We start from the raw sequence: 17,387 nt of genomic DNA on the forward strand, positions 1-17,387 counted from the left end.
CATCTAACCTACAACTTCTCTATTATAAGGAAGCGACTTGTTCTTGAAAACTATTTCCGACTATTTTCCAACATTCTATGCTTTGGTACTACACAGCTATGTTAGCACCTAGTTATATCATCGTGTAAATTCATTCCATCCCCAAATATTCGCTCTCTAATTCTGTACCAAAAGCGCCATTGAATTCCCAACATACACTTTTATGACCGTCCGTTCGTTCTTATTAGTCCTAAAGACCTAAAACGAAAAGGACCGCCACAAAATCGTTGTGACAAGCCCTCTTTGTTAAATCGCTGTAAGTCTTGTTGATAGTATGTTCATCTCTACTTCTAGGGCAATCGAACGTATGTCAAAATAACGTAAGCGTTCCTCACTGCGGTCCATTAACTGCTGGTTCGAATCTTTCATATTAATGGCATCACATACAAATAGCTTTAATGTACGAATACCTGATTCAATTTTCCGGATTTCTTTCCCGTAAACTAGGGCTGTATTATCCGTGGTCTTGCCTTTTTTCATTTGAAAAATATTCGTATTAATTAAATCATCAATTTTATCGTAACGGTTTACTTGCTTCTCCGTCATCCTTTGAATTCTTTGATTGTATTTTATTACATCGTTACTTTCTAACTGTATTTGGATATAGCCTTTTAAATATTCTACAATTGTACATAATGTCGTTAACGTTTCTCGCTGCTCGGCTAGCACTTGCTGTAATTTTTGAACGATATCCTTATTATGATTAGAAGAGAATTGTGGAGCTGCAAACATGAACATAAAATTCCCCCTCCTTAATATAACTTCCTTACATTAATATAATTCCTAAATTCAGATGAAATTAAACCTGTAATTACTTTTCTTTAATTCCCATGCTGCGAAAGCCAGTCTATTGTTTTTTCTGCCATTATTTTTTGTTGATCTAGCGGTGAAATTGCACTTAATAGATCTCCCTTTTTTCCCCATACAGTAGTCCTAAGGTCAGTCCAAGCCATTTCAGTAATTTTCTCATCTAGAAAAAACTCACTCCCCGTCTTGTTGAAGGTATGTTAATTTTTCACGCCATTTTTGCGCCTGTGCATCGTTTGTTTGCTCATAGTAATGTACGAGCTTTTTCGTAGATTCTAGATCCCCCAATAAACTAGCTTGTTTATAATAATGAACCGCTTTTTCCATCAGCCCTTCTTCAAGCTCCGAAATATAACCCAAGTTAAAGAAGGCATCCAGGTGAAAGTGCTCGGCAGCTTGTTCGAAGTAATAAATAGCTTGCTCTCTATTTTGAGGTTGACCGAGCGCCCCTTCAAAATAAATCATACCTAAACGATACAGGCTCTCGACATCCCCACCACGTGCAGCTTCCTCATAAAAAGTCAGTGCTTGCTGGTCATCAACTTCGGTACCTAGCCCTTGCTCATACATAATCCCAAGTGTGAACATCGCTTCTACCACACCGGACTCCGCAGCTTTTGTAAACCATTTTAAAGCAAGGCGTTCATCGTGCCCTGTACCTTCACCGTTGAAATACATATCCGCTAAATTGTTCATCGCATCTGGATGTCCAAGTTGTGCGGCCTTCTTGTACATCTCAAATGCGCGCTCTTCGTCTTCCATTTCAAAATAGACATTTCCAAGCTCATACATTGCTTCTGTATTCCCAAGTAAAATTGCTTTGTTCAACCACTCGTTTGCTTGTTCAAAATTTTGGTGTTCTTTATATAATAATGCAACAACTACAACCGATTGTTCAATACCTTTTTTTGCTAATTTAAATTGTTGTTGCCAATGCTTCGGCTCTAAGAAATGTTGTGTAAGCCAATCCTGAAATTGCTCTTCCGTTTGCATCACATCACTCTTTTCTTTCATTAAAATAATCCACTAAATACTGCTTAAATTCACTTGCTGCTGGGGGTAAATAGCGATTTTTTGCCCATGAAACCCCAACAGAGCGATAGCATGGTGGATCTACTTTAAGGCGTTTTACTTTATAATCATCGAGTCCTTTAATATTTGGAATCATTGATATACCCATACCCGCACTCACAAATCCTGCTACCGTATGCATCTCTTCTGCTGCAAATGTTGTTTTCAATTTAATACCAGCCTCTAAGAACAGTTCATCTACCAAGTGTCGTAGTGAATTGCCCTTTTTTATTGCAATAAACGGCTCGTTTTTGACATCCTCTAATTTCACAGCGCTTTGTTTCGCTAGTGGGTGTGTCACCGGAACAATGACAAATAGTTCCTCAACAAATAGCTCTTCTGTTTCAATATCAATTACTTTTGATTCAATTTTTTGTGAAAGGCATAAATCAATAGCACCTTCCTCTAAACGCTTTAATAAATTTAATGAGGTTGCCTGCGTTAGCGAAAACTGCATATTCGGAAATTGCTTCGTTGTTGCTGCGATTAATTCTGGAACGACTTCCATCCCTAATGTATGAATAAAACCAAACGAAACTTCACCTGAACCTGGGCGAATAATATCCTCAAATTCCTCACGAATCCGCTCATATTCCTCTAAGATAATGTCGACACTTTGTAAAAAAAGCTCGCCAAAACGATTTAAATAAATCGAGCGCCCTTCACGGCTAAATAATGGCACGCCAAGTTGTTGCTCAATACTAGCAATAGACTTACTTAACGCCGGTTGGGAAATCGCTAAAACCTCCGCTGCTCGTGTCATATGTTGCATTGTAGCAACGGTTTTGAAATATTGAAGCTGTTCCATCTCCATTTTTCATACCTCACATCATTCATAACTTTTTTGAATCAAAACAATAAGAATAATAAATTGTACTTATGTATTAATAGCTTTATAATAATCGATAGCAGCAAGTTTTCATATCAAAATTATTTTTAATTTTCAATAGTTTTTATAAAAAATATACAAAATTGACATAATTCACTTCACAAAGGAGTCTAAAAGACAATGAAACTCATCGCGCCCAAACCTTTTACAATTGAAGCTGGTAAACGTGCCGTACTTTTATTACACGGTTTTACTGGCAATACCAATGATGTAAAACGTTTAGGAAAATATTTAGCTGATCGTAACTATACTGTACATGCGCCTTTATATAAAGGACATGGAGGTGGCCCTGACTTATTAATTCAATCAAACCCTATTGAATGGTGGAATAGTGTAATCGAAGGCTACGATGAGTTAAAAAATCGTGGCTACGAAGAAATTGCGGTAGCCGGCGTATCTCTTGGTGGAATTTTCTCGTTAAAGCTTGGTGAAGAACGTCCAACAAAAGCGATTGTTACAATGTCTGCTCCTGCAAGTTCAAAATCTACAGATAGTTTGCAAAATCGCATCGTTGATTATGCAATCAATTATAAAAAATTATCAGGTACATACGACGAAGCAATCGATAGTCGTACAAAAATCGCAGAGCTCGTGAAAATGCCTTCATTAAATTATTTACAAAGCATGATTAACGAAACAAGCGAAAAATTAAATGTAATCAAGACGCCCGTTCATATTTTACGTGGTCTAGAAGATGACGAATATTACTGCGAGAGTGCTGACCTCATTTATAGTTCAGTAAATTCCCGCATTAAATCTGTTAAAACATTCATTAACTCTGGTCATATTTTAACATTAGGTAAAGAGCGTGAATTAGTTTTTGAAGAAATTTATCGTTTCTTTGAAGGCTTAAAATGGCAAAATTAAGGCAACACTGTATTGTGTCCCCTTGCAAAAATCCCCGTTTTTGCAATGATATATAAAGAGCGGTAAATGGATCCCCGTCCATTTACCGCTTTTTCTTATTCCTCTGACATGGTTAATACTAAAATTTTTGCGAACTGTGCACGTGTCAAATTACCTTTTGGTGAGAAAGTTGTTGCACTTGTACCTTGTACAACATCGATATCATATAAAAATGTAATTGCAACTTGTGTTTCACGGTCATAATTTTTAATATCGTTAAACGGTGCAATCACTTCTGGTTCATATGCTTCCCCTGCCAAATTATTCGACAAACGCATTAAAATTAATGCAAGTTGTGCACGTGTAATTTCCCCTTTAGGATTGAAGTAACCTTCATTTTCACGTACTAATCCCGCTTCATACGCTGCGGCAATTTCATTTTGTGTTTGCTGTGTATAATTGCTAATGTCTTTAAATGGTGCAGGCTTCGTCGCTTCTAACTCAAAAGCACGTGCGATAACCGATAACACTTCCACACGTGTCATATTTGTATTTGGTTTAAATGTCCCGTCCTCATAGCCCTTTATAAAGCCATCTGCATACGCGATATTAATATAATCTTTGCCCCAATGATTAGCGATATCTGTAAATGGTGCTTCATTTACTGGCTCATCAATTAGTGCTTCTTCTAAATCCGCTAAAATTGCTGCGAAATAATCTTCCATCATTTTTTCAGCAACTACTTCATAGCCTGCTTCACTTAAATGAATATTGTTTGGATTCGGTAAAAATACTGCAACATCTTCAGCAATTAACGGTGCCACTTCAGAAAAAATCCCGCTATTTGCTTCTACTACTGCTTTAATTGAATTATTCATTGTCGTAACAAGCATATTTAGTTGCGCTTGAATCGCCGAATCTTGAATATGTGGGAATGGATTATATAACCCCATTACAATTAGATCTACTTCTGGATTTAACGCATAAATACTTTTGAAGATTTTTTCATAATTCGTTGATACTTGTTGAATGCTCCCTAAAACACCTGCTGCATCAAATGAAAACGCACCTGATTCAGAGCGTGTCACATTTTTTAAGACATCATTGGCACCAACGCTTAATGTAATAAAATCGGCTTCTTTAATCGCCTGGTGAATCGTTGCTGTTTTTTGCGACACACCATTTAAATCATAAATGGGCTTTGTTACGTTTTTTTCAATATCATTTAGCACATCTACCGTTGTATAACCCGGCAAAGAAAACCCTTTATTAAAATGGATTGCTGCCGGGTCATCAGAATAGCCCTTCGCAATAAAATCGGCATAACCTAAACCAAGTTCATTTAATTCATTTACACCTGTAGCAAGTGAGTCACCTAATGCTAAATAATTTAGTCCATCACTTTCTTCTGCTTGTGCTGGGATTGTTACGGGTAATATGAGCTGTAACATTAATATAAATGCTGCTACTATACTAAACTTCTTCATCTAAAACCTCCTAAATATGACTTGTTCATATTATAAGTTATAAAGTTATATAAAACAAAATTTTGATAAAAATAGAAATATATAACACATAATGAGCTACTTTGTTTTTCTAATATATATTTTCCCCTTTTGGCTACACGATTTCGAGTGAAATGCCGCTATATTAATATACTTTCTAAACATAAATTCAAAAAGATATTTCGAATTGGATTTCAACTCTAATAATATAAAAATACCATTTAATAATAAATAACTTTTAACTTATGAATGAATTTCCTGTTCCAACTAATGAGTTATCCCTTGAAATAAATCAAATAACCTAACATTTAATATAAAAATGATTATTTTTAATCATTTTTAAAATAAGTAAAATAGTTCTGTTATTAATCTAATTTTGGGTATTTACAGGATAAGTGGTTGATGAAATGAACTTTAAATCAATTAGCGCAAGAATTCTATTCAGTTTTAGAAAATGAGTTGGATATTTTAGTAGCTGACTATGAGTTGGCAGGGGCCATGTGACCTCGTACGAAAAGAAGAAAAAAAACACCTCGCATCAATAAAATGATGCGAAGTGTAACTTTGTATGGAACTGTTTTCAAAAAGGAACAAAAGCGTTGCCGCGTGGAAGTTACATCATTCCTGGCATGCCGCCCATGCCACCCATGTCTGGCATACCGCCGCCTGATTCCGGGATGTCTGCTACAACGGCTTCAGTCGTCAAGAACAGTGAAGCTACTGATGCAGCGTTTTGTAATGCTGAACGAGTTACTTTCGCTGGGTCTACTACACCCGCTTCGATCATGTTTACCCATTCGCCTGTTGCTGCGTTGAAGCCGATACCGATTTCTTCACGTTTTAAGCGGTCCACGATAATTGAACCTTCTAAACCTGCGTTTTCAGCGATTTGACGCACTGGCTCTTCTAGCGCACGTAAAATAATTTTTACGCCTGTTGCTACGTCGCCTTCTACTTGGTCTAATACTTTTACTACCGCGCCGTATACGTTTAGAAGTGCTGTACCACCACCTGATACAATTCCTTCTTCAACTGCTGCACGTGTAGAGTTTAATGCATCTTCAATACGTAATTTACGTTCTTTTAATTCTGTTTCTGTTGCAGCACCAACTTTAATCACTGCCACACCGCCAGCTAATTTCGCTAAGCGCTCTTGTAATTTTTCTTTATCAAACTCTGAAGTTGTTTCTGCAAGTTGTGCACGGATTTGGTTCACACGACCTGCTACGGCATCTGTGTTACCAGCACCTTCAACGATTGTTGTGTTGTCTTTTGAAACAATGACTTTTGATGCGCGACCTAACGAAGTAAGATCTGCTGATTTTAAATCAAGGCCTAGGTCTTGTGTGATAACTTGACCACCTGTTAAAATCGCGATGTCCTCTAGCATTGCTTTACGACGATCACCAAAGCCAGGTGCTTTTACCGCTACGGCGTTAAATGTACCGCGTAATTTGTTCACAACAAGTGTTGCTAACGCTTCACCTTCAACATCTTCTGCAATAATTAAAATTGGGCGTCCTTGTTGAACCACTTGCTCTAGCACCGGTAAAATTTCTTGAATGCTCGCGATTTTTTTATCTGTAATTAAAACAAATGGGTTATCAAGAACCGCTTCCATTTTATCTGTATCGGATACCATGTAATGTGAAAGATAGCCGCGGTCAAACTGCATACCTTCGACTACGTCAAGTTCCGTTGTGAAACCTTTCGACTCTTCGATTGTAATAACGCCGTCGTTGCCCACTTTTTCCATTGCATCTGCAATGTATTGACCAATTTCTTCATCACCTGAAGAAATTGACGCGACTTGTGCGATTGACTCTTTGTTTTCTACTGGACGAGAAATGGCTTGTAGCTCTGTTAAAGCAGCTGCTACAGCTTTGTCCATCCCTTTACGGATACCAACAGGGTTTGCACCAGCTGTTACGTTTTTAAGACCTTCACGAATCATCGCTTGTGCTAAAACCGTTGCAGTCGTCGTACCGTCACCAGCGATTTCATTTGTTTTTGACGCTACTTCTGCTACTAATTTTGCCCCCATATTTTCAAATGGGTTTTCTAATTCGATTTCTTTAGCGATTGATACACCATCATTTGTAATAAGTGGTGAACCGAATTTCTTTTCTAACACTACGTTACGACCTTTTGGCCCTAATGTTACTTTTACAGCGTTTGCTAATTTATCAACACCAGCCGCCATTAATGAACGTGCTTCTTCTGAGAATTTAATATCTTTTGCCATATTGTATGTCCTCCTAATTGTTCGCTCTATTTTAGAATTTATTTTTAAATGGATGTGCAGCTAGCAACATACTATGTAAGAACTAGCTGCAAGTTTAAATTTCGTTTTAAATTAACCGACGATAGCGAGTACATCGCTTTCGCGTAAAATTAAATATTCTACGCCGTCGTACTTCACTTCGGTACCTGAGAATTTTGAGAAGATGATTTCGTCGCCTACTTTTACGTCAAGCTCTACACGAGTTCCGTTGTCAAGAACGCGACCCGTACCTACAGCTACAACTTTACCAGTTTGTGGCTTTTCTTTTGCAGAGTCAGGTAATACAATACCGAACGCTGTTTTTTCCTCTACTTCTACAAGTTCGATAATAATGCGATCTCCTAATGGTCTTAACAATTGAAACAACCTCCTAAATATTTGTTCTTTTTAGCACTCTCATCAATCGAGTGCTAACACATTACTAATTTTAATGAATTCCCTATTTTTTTGCAAGTATGTGCGCTAAAAAATTTTGTTTTATCTAGAAATTCCTCTACAATATAGAAGAATTACCTTTGAACGTTACTATATATAGAAAGAAGGTTTATGCTGTGACGAACGTTTCCTCTCCTAAGTTTAAAACACAAAAGACGGCCTTTTATGTGTTATTGACTTATATTATTTGTCAATTATCCGTATTTTTACTTATATTCATTCCTGACTTAAAAAATGCCTTACTGACACTATTTTCTGGAACACCCGATGAGCAGTTAATTAAATTATCTGGCTGGTGGAGTACCGCTTCATTTATGGTTGCCGTTGTTGTAAGCTTTATTCTTATTGCTAAAAATAAAAGTTTTTGGAATGTCTTTAGCGGCGAAAAGATGCCTTTAGGAAAATCAATTGGCTGGGGAGTCATTGGTTTCTTTCTCGTATTTTTAGGGCAAAGCATTGGCGCTTATATTGAGTTCGCACTCGGCATTGAAGTAGGCTCAGAAAACACAGAATCGATTATGGAAGTCACAAAAGTGGCTCCTATCATGATCATTGCCATTGTATTTTTAGGTCCTGTTTTAGAAGAATTGGTGTTCCGTCGTGTGATTTTCGGCTCTATTATTCAAAATTATAACTTCTGGATTGCAAGCATTGTGAGTGCTGTAGTATTCGCTGCCATTCACATGGACTTTACGCACATTCTGTTATATACGATTTGTGGGATGATTTTTGCCTTCTTATACCACAAGACAAAGCGTCTAATTACACCCATCATTGCGCACGTATTACTAAACGGCTTCGTCACATTTATACAAATGAATGCCGATAAATTTCAAGTTTAACAACTGAAAAAGCCCTGGAAGTTTTACACTACGTAAAATTTCTAGGGCTTTTGTTGTTTCATAAAAAAAACGCTACCTCAACGATAGCGCTCTCTATTAACTATTTAATTGTTCCATTTGTTTACGCTGTTGTTCAAGTAGCGCTTCTACTTGCAACTCACGCTCACGTTCTTCCTCCGCTAACTGGCGCTCTTTTTCAGCCACTTCATATTTACGATAACCCATACGAGAAATAACAATACTCACCTCATACAAAATAAAGAGCGGAATCGCAATGATGATGTTCGATACTAAATCAGGCGGTGCAAGTAGCACAGAAATGACGATTAATACGAAATACGCGTATTTACGGAACTTAATCATAAGCTTTGGATTAATGAGCCCTAAACGGGACACAAACAAGGTCACCACTGGTAATTGGAATAGAATACCGAACGGCACGATTAGTTTAAGTAAAAATGAGAAAAACTGATTAATACCAATTGTTGGCGTTATTTCTAAATCACCTGACAAATCCATCATAAAACGCATAATAAACGGGAATAAAACAAAGTAGGCAAAGGCCATACCACCAATACCAAGAATAAACGCATAAGGTATGTATTTTAATGTTGCCTTGCGTTCTGTCTCATGCAAGCCTGGCGTAATAAATGCCCATAGCTGATAAAGCAAAATCGGCGATACGATCACTGCCGCGACAATGAAGGTCACTTGTAAATACACAGTTAACGGATCTCCCGGACTGAAGGCATTCAATGTAAAACTCGCAGCAAGATCGCTGCGTTGAATGTATCGTATAATCGGTTTTGCACTATAGAACCCTGCAAAAAGGGCCATGACAAAGAAAATCGCTACAAAAAATAAGCGCTTTCTCAGTTCTTCCATATGTTCAACAACGGTTAATTCTTGTGGATTCATACTAAGACATCCTTAATTTACTTAACGTCTGTTTTTTCGTTATCTTTATGTTCAATGACCGATTTCTTCGTCGTGTGATCATCTTCGTCATCTGTTAATCCTTTAGTGGCACTACGGAATTCACGTAAAGTCGAACCCATGGCACGGCCTAAAGATGGTAATTTTTTTGGACCAAAAATCAATAATGCAATCAAACCGATGATAATTAGGCTTACAGGTGTAATCGCACTTAAATGCATTTCCACTATAGCCACCTCCTCTATTATTATGTACATTTTACAGTAATTAACGATAAATTGCCATTTATGGTAATGTGAACAATTTGTTACTAATTTGTTATTAATCTGAATTTCGTACTAAATAGATGAGCGCTTGCAGCTCTACCGATAAATCAATATTCATTACTTTAATCGAATCTGGTACCGATAGACGCACTGGTGTGAAGTTTAAGATGCCTTTTGCATTCATATTCGCTAGACGGTCTGTCATCATTTGCGCCGAGCGTGAAGGTACCGTTAAAATAGCTAATTCCGCGCTAAACTCCTCATACATTTCCTCTAAACGATCTGGATGAAAGACAGGGATATCGCTAATCATCGTTCCTTCAAAAGGTGCCTTTGAATCAAATGCCACGACAATACGTGTATTGTGGTTTTTTTGGAAATTGTATTTTAATAAGCCATTCCCTAAGTTCCCGACCCCAATTAGCGCGACATTCATCGCCTCATCCTGATCTAAAGTTTGACGGAAAAATTCGATTAAATAGGGCACATCATAGCCATAGCCCTTCTTACCGAGTGCACCAAAATAAGAAAAATCACGGCGAATCGTAGCCGAATCTATTTTCATTGCATCACTTAATTCCTGTGATGAAATGCGTTTTTTACCTTCATTTGCAAAGTTTTTTAAAAATCGATAATACAGAGGAAGTCTTTTCGTTGTTGCTTGTGGAATTTTTGTTTCTGGTTTCACACATTCTCCTCCTACTTACAATTGGAAATCGTTTTCAAGCCTTAAGTTTAAGCAAATTAATCTTACTAAACTACTAGCCTCAAGTAAAGTATCCATCGTTGCACGCCGCGTGTCCATCCTTTAAACTAAATAGTAGAAACTGAGGTGTAAACATGATTGTCCTACAAGTAAATCAATTATATAAATCCTTCATTACCGATGAAATTTTAAGCGGCGTCAAACTTGAAGTTCAACACCGTGACCGCGTGGCATTAGTAGGCCGCAACGGTGCTGGGAAATCCACATTATTAAAAATTATCGCTGGTCAAATGAGCTATGACTCAGGCGAAATTATTATTCCAAAAGATGTTCGTGTTGGCTATTTAGAGCAGCATGCTGGCATTGATTCAGCTTTATCTATTTGGGACGAAATGATGACAATTTTCGATAACTTGCGCATACAAGAGCAAACACTACGTCAACTCGAACAGCAAATGGCTGACCCGAACGTTTACGAAAACAGCGAAACATACGGTCGCGTGATGGCAGAGTATGACCAAATACAACATGATTTCAAAGATGCAGGTGGCTATCAGTACGAGGCCGACACACGCTCTGTCCTACACGGGATGCAGTTTTTCCCTGCCGACTATGCCTTGCCCATCCAATCATTATCCGGTGGTCAGCGTACACGCTTAGCACTTGCAAAACTATTACTATCAAAGCCTGATTTACTAATCCTAGATGAGCCCACAAACCACTTAGATATTGAAACATTGTCTTGGTTAGAAAGTTATTTAAAGGGCTATGACGGCGCGATTTTAATCGTTTCACATGACCGTTACTTCTTAGACCAAGTCGTGTCTACCGTTTACGAGGTATCACGTACAAAGGTTAGTAAGTATGTCGGAAACTACAGTGCCTACTTAGATGAAAAGGCAAAAAATTACGAGCGTGATCTAAAAATGTATGAGCGCCAAATGGATGAAAAGTCTAAACTTGAAACATTTGTTCAAAAAAACTTAGCCCGTGCATCGACAACAAAAATGGCGCAATCTCGTCGTAAAGTATTAGAAAAAACAAATTGGATGGATTCTCCTGATGGCGATGAAAAAAGTGCAAACTTCGGATTTTCTATCGAACGCCAAAGCGGAAATGACGTATTATCAATCGATGCATTAGCAATCGGCTACCCCGACAAAGAAATCTCATCGAATATTACGATGCGCGTATTCCGCGAAGACCGCATTGCATTAGTCGGTCCAAACGGTGTCGGCAAATCGACCTTACTAAAAACCGTTGTGAAAGATTTAGCCGCATTTTCAGGGGAGATTCGCTATGGTACTAATGTTCAAATCGGCTACTACGATCAGGAGCAAGCAAAGCTCCATTCCAACAAGCCCGTGTTAAACGAGTTATGGGATGAGTGGCCTTTAATGAACGAAAAAGATATTCGCAGTATTTTAGGGAATTTCTTATTTAGTGGTGATGACGTATCAAAATCAGTCAACTCGTTATCCGGCGGTGAAAAAGCCCGTTTAGCTTTAGCCAAACTCATGATGCAAAAATCAAATTTCTTAGTGCTAGATGAGCCGACCAATCACCTTGACTTAGACAGCAAGGAAATTTTAGAAAATGCATTAATCGATTATCCTGGCACACTGCTATTCGTTTCGCATGACCGTTATTTCATAAACCGAATTGCAACAAAGGTTGTAGAATTGTCTGGTACAGGCTCATTTGAGTATTTAGGGGACTATGATTACTACGTAGAGAAAAAACAAGAGCTTGAGGAATTAGCTGCGATGAAGGCTGCTGCAACAGGTTCAAAATCACAAGAGCCTAGCCCGCAAACAAAATCAACGTCTACGATTGATAAGGATGCAAAAAAACGCGAACGTCAAATTCGTCGCGCTATTGAAGATATCGAAAAGAATATGGCAACCCTTGATGAAACAATCAAACAATACGAGGCACAGCTCTGCGATCCAGCAGTTTTCTCGGATCACGAAAAAACGTTAGCAATCCAAACAGAGCTATCACAAACAAAAGATCAGCACGAGACATTCGAAATGGAATGGCTTGAACTCAATGACGAATTAGATCAATTATAAAAATAAGGAGAACGCTCACACAATTATTGTGGCGTTCTCCTTTTATTATTTCACATGAAAGCTTTTTAACATTTGTAGTTTTTGATAGGCCGTATAGGCACCGTAAATCCAACCAAAGAACACAAGTGTTAGTAATGCTACAACCGTATTTACCATAGCAATAATTGGCTGCCACGGCGAATTTGCTTTTTGTGCCCGAAATGGCTGCCTCGCCCCAATACGGATACTCTGAAAAACATCAATCATCTGGCTTCTACCATATACAAGTGCCAGCGGATAAAAAATTAAAGCCAAAATAACAAAGATTCCTCCAAACGAGGCCAAAAAGAGCCCGTTGCCAGACCAGCTCAGTAAATACAACACACCGATGAGTAACGCTCCCCCTATAACAAGTAGCGTAATCATTTTATTACGCTCCTTCAAGTAATTCATGAAAAACACCTCCGTCATCAGTCATTTTTACACTATACCCTTTCTGAAGGGAATTCTTACATTTCACTTTACTATTGTATGATACTAATGAATCCTTTATTTCCAATTAACGATTCGACATATATATAGGTCAATATGCTAATTTCCGACAAAAAAGCCTACAAATTTATACACAATTCAAATTCAGTCATATCAACATATCAACAGTGTTTTCCACATTATCCACAACTAAAATGAATTTTATTCACATGCAGTTGTGAAAAAACAGCCACTATATATAGATAAATCACATTTTACCCACAGGTTATCCACAGTTTGTGTATAAGTACGCATGTTCGCACCTTTTTTAAAATATTAATTTCAGTTTCTGTGGATAATTTTCTGAAAAATTGTGCATTAAATAAAAATTTGTTATAAAGCACATTTTCATATCATAAAATACAATTTACGACTATTTTTTATTATTCTAAAAAATCGGTACTCCTAGCTGTTCCAACTACCTAGAACAAAAAAGCATGATGCGCCGGAAAATTAATTTCCAGTTCACCATGCTTAGTAAGCTGTTATTTCCAGCTTATTAGTTCCATTCCGGGACGACCATTCATCGCTAAATTTCCACGAACACCCGCTTCATACATTTGGTAGGCAGCTGCACCAATCATCGCAGCATTATCTGTGCATAATTTTAAAGGCGGTACATAGAATGGAATACCCTCGTCTTTAAACGCAGCTTCAAGTGCCGTACGTAAACCTTTATTTGCCGATACACCGCCAGCAGCAATAACTTGCTTTACGCCAAACTCACGCGATGCACGTACAGTTTTCGCTGTTAATACTTCTACAACACTGTCTTGGAAGCCTTTTGCCACTTGCTCAGGAATAATTTCTTCACCACGTTGATCCATATTGTGCTTATAGTTAATGACTGCCGATTTTAAGCCACTAAAGCTAAAATCATACGAGCCTTCTTCTAGCCACACACGTGGGAATTTCACCGCTTCTGTCGCTTCATGAGCTAAACGGTCAATATGCGGTCCACCTGGATACGGCATGTTTAATACACGTGCTACTTTATCGTATGCTTCACCTGCTGCGTCATCCCGTGTTTCACCAATTACTTCAAATGAACCATGCTCACGCATCAATACAAGCTCTGTATGGCCTCCTGATACTACTAAAGCCAGTAATGGAAACTCCATCGGCTGCACTAAATTGTTCGCATAAATATGTCCTGCAATATGATGCGTGCCGATTAACGGTAAACCATGTACAAAGGCAAATGCTTTTGCGGCGTTAATGCCGATTAACAAAGCGCCCACTAACCCTGGACCTTCTGTTACCGCTACAGCTGTTAATTCATTCGGTGTCATATTTGCTTGCTTTAGTGCCTCTTCTAATACAATCGTCACCTGCTCGACATGATGGCGTGATGCAATTTCTGGTACAACCCCGCCAAAGCGCTTGTGACTTTCGATTTGTGATGACACAACGTTTGAGATTATTTCCGTGCCATTTTTAATGATTGCTGCTGCTGTTTCATCGCAGCTTGTTTCAATTGCTAATATATAATTGTCCATTATAAATTCACCCACATGACTAACGCATCTTCTTGGTTATCCGTATAGTAGCCTTTACGAATGCCACCGTCTTGGAATCCAAGCTTGCGATATAAATTTTGCGCAACCGTATTTGTTACGCGTACTTCTAAACTCATCGTATCCATATTCGCTTCCTTAGCAACACGAATCGCCTCACGCATTAACGCTTCACCTAGACCTTGTCCGCGAACCGCTTCGACAACTGCTACATTGGTAATTTGCGCCGCATCCACAACAAGCCACACACCACAAAAACCAACTAATTCACCGACTTCATTTTCAGCTACTAAATAATGCGAAAACTTATTTTCGTTGACTTCGTAATAAAACGAATCTAACGTCCACGGTGTCGGAAATGTTGCGAGCTCAATGGCATGAACTGCCGGAACATCTTCTAATGTCATTTTACGATAATGTACCATTATTGTTGCTCCTTTTTCTGTTCCTTAATCCAGTTCGCCTCTGCTTCTGCAATACGGCGATACTGTGGTACAAATGCATGCACAGCATCCACTGAAGGCAGCTCCTGATTTTGCGCTAACGCAATAAGCTCCGCAGCACGTGGTAAGTCCAGCGTAAATGATGCACGCACAGCACGGTCTCCTAATACTTCTTTGATTTTTTCAAAGTAAATGTCAACATCAGTTCCTACGAACATTACAGGACGATTTAACGCATCGAGCTTTGTTAATAGGCCGTCAATATGATCGTGATAATCTTCAATAACCGTCTCCTGTGTTAAACCTTCATACACACCAGCATATACATTTTGACGACGTGCATCAAACAGTGCACATACTGCGTCACTAGACACACGCGCATTCGCTGCAAGCACTTTTAAGCTCGACACACCAACTAACGGCTTTTGCAGTGACCAGGCTAATGTTTTTGCTAATGTTACCCCAATACGCACACCCGTGTACGATCCGGGTCCTTCTGAAACCGCAATCGCATCTAGTTCAGCCGGAGTAACACCTGCTTTTTTCATAACCTCTTCAACAGCCGGCATTGCACCCACTGAATGTGTTAATTTAATATTTTGTACTACCTCTGCAACTACTTTACCGTCCTTTACAACTGCGACAGATAGTGGCGCATTTGCTGTTTCAATTCCTAACCAAATCATTTTAGTAACTCCTCACATAAGCGCACATATTTCTCGCCCATTGGTTTAAATAAAAACTTACGACTCGTATCATCAATACGTGTAATTTCAATTGCCAAACGCTCTTTTGGCAAATCTTCTTCAATTAAATGCGCCCACTCTACAACTGTGACCGCATCGCCATAAAAAATTTCATCCCATCCTAAATCCTCATCGCTATCTTCTAAACGATAAACATCCAAGTGATTTAACGGAATTCGACCCTCATATTGCTTCATAATCGTAAACGTCGGACTATTCACGTTACGTTTAATTCCTAAGCCCTTTGCAAAGCTTTGCGTAAACGTTGTCTTACCAGCGCCTAAATCGCCTTCTAATGTAATTGTATATTGTGGCGCTACTAGCTCCGCCAATTTTAAAGCAAGTGCCTGTGTTTCCTCTAATGCGTATACTTGTTTTTCAAATATCATATTGTGCTTCCTTCCACAAAAAAGTCCATTACTTCTAGTTTACTTGAAGTAACGCAATTGTTCAAAATGTATCACTTATTTATACATAACAAAAAGCCCTATAAGCAAGTTGCCTATAAGACTTCTCTTTACCTTGTTGAATTTCCTCGGCGCTCCACGATTTCCTTTTTCGTCAACTTATCTTTTTTAAATGTAAGCATATACCCCTGTGTCAACAGCAGCTCATCATTCCATTCGTACACGCCTTTTTCTAGTTCCGTACCCGCCCCACCCGCAATTCGTACTACTTCCATGTAAGACATGCCTTCTTTTACTTGTTCATATTCTTGTTCATTCATATATTTTTGCCAGCTATGTGCATTACTCTCTTCAATCGCCAAAATTTCATCTTTGCAAGCTGTCATCATAATAAGTAGCAAGAAGATGAGACAAATAGCTGGGTACACGCTTAACCCATTTTTATTCATCAACACTCCCCCTTAACAACATATGAAAATTTTCCCTCAAGGTACGTGTTCAAAACATTTGAAAAACCTTGAAACAAACTACATTACTTAACTATTATTATTTACGAGTATCTTCTTAAGCATAAAAAAAGCAATTCGCCTTCGCGAATTACTTGAATAGTTAATTTAAATGGCGGTCCCGACCGGGATCGAACCGGCGATCTCCTGCGTGACAGGCAGGCATGTTAACCGCTACACCACGGGACCATTTATTATTTTCTCTATTGGACACTATTTATTCTATCAGAAATCAACTTATGAGACAACTACTTTTTTAAAATACGTTTTTTCTCTCTTAAGCTATTATTATCTAAATTAATACTCCGTAGGGATCGAAAAGCTCGAAGAGCTGGCGCTTTAGCCAACAATGCGAACAAAAAAACCACTGATTTCTCAGTGGTTTTGCGTGTGCGAAGCGACGTCCTACTCTCACAGGGGGAAACCCCCAACTACCATCGGCGCTAAAGAGCTTAACTTCCGTGTTCGGTATGGGAACGGGTGTGACCTCTTTGCCATCATCACTTCACTATTGAAAGAATTATTCTTTCAAAACTGGATAAACGTTTCATTGATGT

18 protein-coding genes, 1 tRNA gene and 1 rRNA gene are annotated in these 17,387 nt (G+C 38.5%); 3 read left to right on the forward strand and 17 right to left on the reverse strand.

All coding sequences use genetic code 11. The annotated features are described in order from the left end of the window. Nucleotides 1–285 precede the first annotated feature (285 nt). The 3 genes from NSQ62_RS19055 to NSQ62_RS19065 form a co-directional block, all read right to left on the reverse strand. On the reverse strand, nt 286–777 hold the full coding sequence (locus tag NSQ62_RS19055; protein WP_341321639.1) for a chemotaxis protein: 492 nt from the start codon (nt 775–777) through the stop codon (nt 286–288). Nucleotides 778–1,020: 243 nt separating this feature from the next. Further along, on the reverse strand, nt 1,021–1,860 hold the full coding sequence (locus NSQ62_RS19060; protein ID WP_341321640.1) for a tetratricopeptide repeat protein: 840 nt from the start codon (nt 1,858–1,860) through the stop codon (nt 1,021–1,023). Then, complete coding sequence (locus NSQ62_RS19065) at nt 1,844–2,731, reverse strand: LysR family transcriptional regulator (RefSeq protein WP_341321641.1); 888 nt, start codon at nt 2,729–2,731, stop codon at nt 1,844–1,846. The genes NSQ62_RS19060 and NSQ62_RS19065 overlap by 17 nt, the downstream gene beginning before the upstream one ends. Before the next feature lie 195 nt (nt 2,732–2,926). On the opposite strand from NSQ62_RS19065, the gene NSQ62_RS19070 reads away from it, so the two are divergent. Next, nucleotides 2,927–3,673 carry an alpha/beta fold hydrolase gene (locus NSQ62_RS19070; RefSeq protein ID WP_341321642.1) on the forward strand — a complete coding sequence of 249 codons (747 nt, stop codon included), beginning with the start codon at nt 2,927–2,929 and terminating at the stop codon, nt 3,671–3,673. Between the two features lie 95 nt (nt 3,674–3,768). Here NSQ62_RS19070 and NSQ62_RS19075 read toward each other — a convergent pair whose 3' ends face one another. The 3 genes from NSQ62_RS19075 to groES all read right to left on the reverse strand — a co-directional run bounded on the left by NSQ62_RS19075 (nt 3,769) and on the right by groES (nt 7,798). Beyond that, entirely contained in the window at nt 3,769–5,139 is a 1,371-nt protein-coding gene (locus NSQ62_RS19075) for an S-layer homology domain-containing protein (protein ID WP_341321643.1), read from the reverse strand. Between the two features lie 631 nt (nt 5,140–5,770). Further along, on the reverse strand, nt 5,771–7,402 hold the full coding sequence (gene groL / locus NSQ62_RS19080) for a chaperonin GroEL (protein ID WP_341321644.1): 1,632 nt from the start codon (nt 7,400–7,402) through the stop codon (nt 5,771–5,773). 111 nt (nt 7,403–7,513) lie between these two features. Continuing rightward, the gene (gene groES / locus NSQ62_RS19085) at nt 7,514–7,798 is read right to left on the reverse strand and encodes a co-chaperone GroES (protein WP_341321645.1); all 285 of its coding nucleotides are present in this window, start codon (nt 7,796–7,798) and stop codon (nt 7,514–7,516) included. Nucleotides 7,799–7,992: 194 nt separating this feature from the next. Here groES and NSQ62_RS19090 point away from each other — a divergent pair, with 194 nt between their 5' ends. Continuing rightward, nucleotides 7,993–8,718 (forward strand): type II CAAX endopeptidase family protein, encoded by a 726-nt coding sequence (locus NSQ62_RS19090; RefSeq protein WP_341321646.1) that lies wholly within the window; start codon nt 7,993–7,995, stop codon nt 8,716–8,718. A gap of 96 nt (nt 8,719–8,814) precedes the next feature. On the opposite strand, the gene tatC is transcribed toward NSQ62_RS19090, so the two are convergent. The 3 genes from tatC to NSQ62_RS19105 all read right to left on the reverse strand — a co-directional run bounded on the left by tatC (nt 8,815) and on the right by NSQ62_RS19105 (nt 10,608). Next, nucleotides 8,815–9,636 carry a twin-arginine translocase subunit TatC gene (gene tatC / locus NSQ62_RS19095; protein ID WP_341321647.1) on the reverse strand — a complete coding sequence of 274 codons (822 nt, stop codon included), beginning with the start codon at nt 9,634–9,636 and terminating at the stop codon, nt 8,815–8,817. Nucleotides 9,637–9,653: 17 nt separating this feature from the next. Beyond that, a complete protein-coding gene (tatA, locus tag NSQ62_RS19100; protein ID WP_341323980.1) occupies nt 9,654–9,875 on the reverse strand; it encodes a twin-arginine translocase TatA/TatE family subunit in 222 nt (73 codons plus the stop codon). Between the two features lie 100 nt (nt 9,876–9,975). After that, the gene (locus tag NSQ62_RS19105; protein WP_341321648.1) at nt 9,976–10,608 is read right to left on the reverse strand and encodes a redox-sensing transcriptional repressor Rex; all 633 of its coding nucleotides are present in this window, start codon (nt 10,606–10,608) and stop codon (nt 9,976–9,978) included. A 152-nt stretch (nt 10,609–10,760) separates the two neighbouring features. Here NSQ62_RS19105 and NSQ62_RS19110 point away from each other — a divergent pair, with 152 nt between their 5' ends. After that, the gene (locus NSQ62_RS19110; protein ID WP_341321649.1) at nt 10,761–12,701 is read left to right on the forward strand and encodes an ABC-F family ATP-binding cassette domain-containing protein; all 1,941 of its coding nucleotides are present in this window, start codon (nt 10,761–10,763) and stop codon (nt 12,699–12,701) included. A 45-nt stretch (nt 12,702–12,746) separates the two neighbouring features. Here the strand turns inward: NSQ62_RS19110 and NSQ62_RS19115 are convergent, their stop codons facing one another. The 8 genes from NSQ62_RS19115 to rrf all read right to left on the reverse strand — a co-directional run bounded on the left by NSQ62_RS19115 (nt 12,747) and on the right by rrf (nt 17,338). Further along, on the reverse strand, nt 12,747–13,133 hold the full coding sequence (locus tag NSQ62_RS19115; RefSeq protein ID WP_341321650.1) for a hypothetical protein: 387 nt from the start codon (nt 13,131–13,133) through the stop codon (nt 12,747–12,749). Between the two features lie 563 nt (nt 13,134–13,696). Next, nucleotides 13,697–14,710: a tRNA (adenosine(37)-N6)-threonylcarbamoyltransferase complex transferase subunit TsaD gene (tsaD, locus tag NSQ62_RS19120; RefSeq protein ID WP_341321651.1), complete on the reverse strand. Its 1,014-nt coding sequence runs from the start codon at nt 14,708–14,710 to the stop codon at nt 13,697–13,699. Continuing rightward, nucleotides 14,710–15,153: a ribosomal protein S18-alanine N-acetyltransferase gene (gene rimI, locus NSQ62_RS19125; protein ID WP_341321652.1), complete on the reverse strand. Its 444-nt coding sequence runs from the start codon at nt 15,151–15,153 to the stop codon at nt 14,710–14,712. The genes tsaD and rimI overlap by 1 nt, the downstream gene beginning before the upstream one ends. Beyond that, entirely contained in the window at nt 15,153–15,857 is a 705-nt protein-coding gene (gene tsaB, locus NSQ62_RS19130; RefSeq protein ID WP_341321653.1) for a tRNA (adenosine(37)-N6)-threonylcarbamoyltransferase complex dimerization subunit type 1 TsaB, read from the reverse strand. Before tsaB ends, rimI begins: the two co-directional genes overlap by 1 nt. Next, entirely contained in the window at nt 15,854–16,306 is a 453-nt protein-coding gene (tsaE, locus tag NSQ62_RS19135) for a tRNA (adenosine(37)-N6)-threonylcarbamoyltransferase complex ATPase subunit type 1 TsaE (RefSeq protein WP_341321654.1), read from the reverse strand. Before tsaE ends, tsaB begins: the two co-directional genes overlap by 4 nt. Before the next feature lie 128 nt (nt 16,307–16,434). Next, complete coding sequence (locus NSQ62_RS19140) at nt 16,435–16,773, reverse strand: hypothetical protein (RefSeq protein ID WP_341321655.1); 339 nt, start codon at nt 16,771–16,773, stop codon at nt 16,435–16,437. Between the two features lie 170 nt (nt 16,774–16,943). Beyond that, nucleotides 16,944–17,019, reverse strand: a tRNA-Asp gene (locus NSQ62_RS19145). Between the two features lie 203 nt (nt 17,020–17,222). Further along, nucleotides 17,223–17,338 (reverse strand): 5S ribosomal RNA (rrf, locus tag NSQ62_RS19150). Nucleotides 17,339–17,387: the final 49 nt, after the last annotated feature.

The organism is Solibacillus sp. FSL H8-0523 (assembly GCF_038051985.1).
In the GTDB taxonomy this organism is placed as follows: domain Bacteria; phylum Bacillota; class Bacilli; order Bacillales_A; family Planococcaceae; genus Solibacillus.

Coding starts and splice junctions, on each gene's coding strand:
- NSQ62_RS19070 (WP_341321642.1), top strand. CDS start 2,927: ATGAAACTCATCGCGCCCAAACCTTTTACAATTGAAGCTGGTAAACGT.
- NSQ62_RS19110 (WP_341321649.1), top strand. CDS start 10,761: ATGATTGTCCTACAAGTAAATCAATTATATAAATCCTTCATTACCGAT.
- NSQ62_RS19055 (WP_341321639.1), bottom strand. CDS start 777: ATGTTCATGTTTGCAGCTCCACAATTCTCTTCTAATCATAATAAGGAT.
- tsaE (WP_341321654.1), bottom strand. CDS start 16,306: ATGATATTTGAAAAACAAGTATACGCATTAGAGGAAACACAGGCACTT.
- tatC (WP_341321647.1), bottom strand. CDS start 9,636: ATGAATCCACAAGAATTAACCGTTGTTGAACATATGGAAGAACTGAGA.
- NSQ62_RS19075 (WP_341321643.1), bottom strand. CDS start 5,139: ATGAAGAAGTTTAGTATAGTAGCAGCATTTATATTAATGTTACAGCTC.
- tsaD (WP_341321651.1), bottom strand. CDS start 14,710: ATGGACAATTATATATTAGCAATTGAAACAAGCTGCGATGAAACAGCA.
- NSQ62_RS19115 (WP_341321650.1), bottom strand. CDS start 13,133: ATGAATTACTTGAAGGAGCGTAATAAAATGATTACGCTACTTGTTATA.
- rimI (WP_341321652.1), bottom strand. CDS start 15,153: ATGGTACATTATCGTAAAATGACATTAGAAGATGTTCCGGCAGTTCAT.
- NSQ62_RS19065 (WP_341321641.1), bottom strand. CDS start 2,731: ATGGAGATGGAACAGCTTCAATATTTCAAAACCGTTGCTACAATGCAA.
- NSQ62_RS19140 (WP_341321655.1), bottom strand. CDS start 16,773: ATGAATAAAAATGGGTTAAGCGTGTACCCAGCTATTTGTCTCATCTTC.
- tatA (WP_341323980.1), bottom strand. CDS start 9,875: ATGCATTTAAGTGCGATTACACCTGTAAGCCTAATTATCATCGGTTTG.
- groL (WP_341321644.1), bottom strand. CDS start 7,402: ATGGCAAAAGATATTAAATTCTCAGAAGAAGCACGTTCATTAATGGCG.
- NSQ62_RS19060 (WP_341321640.1), bottom strand. CDS start 1,860: ATGAAAGAAAAGAGTGATGTGATGCAAACGGAAGAGCAATTTCAGGAT.
- tsaB (WP_341321653.1), bottom strand. CDS start 15,857: ATGATTTGGTTAGGAATTGAAACAGCAAATGCGCCACTATCTGTCGCA.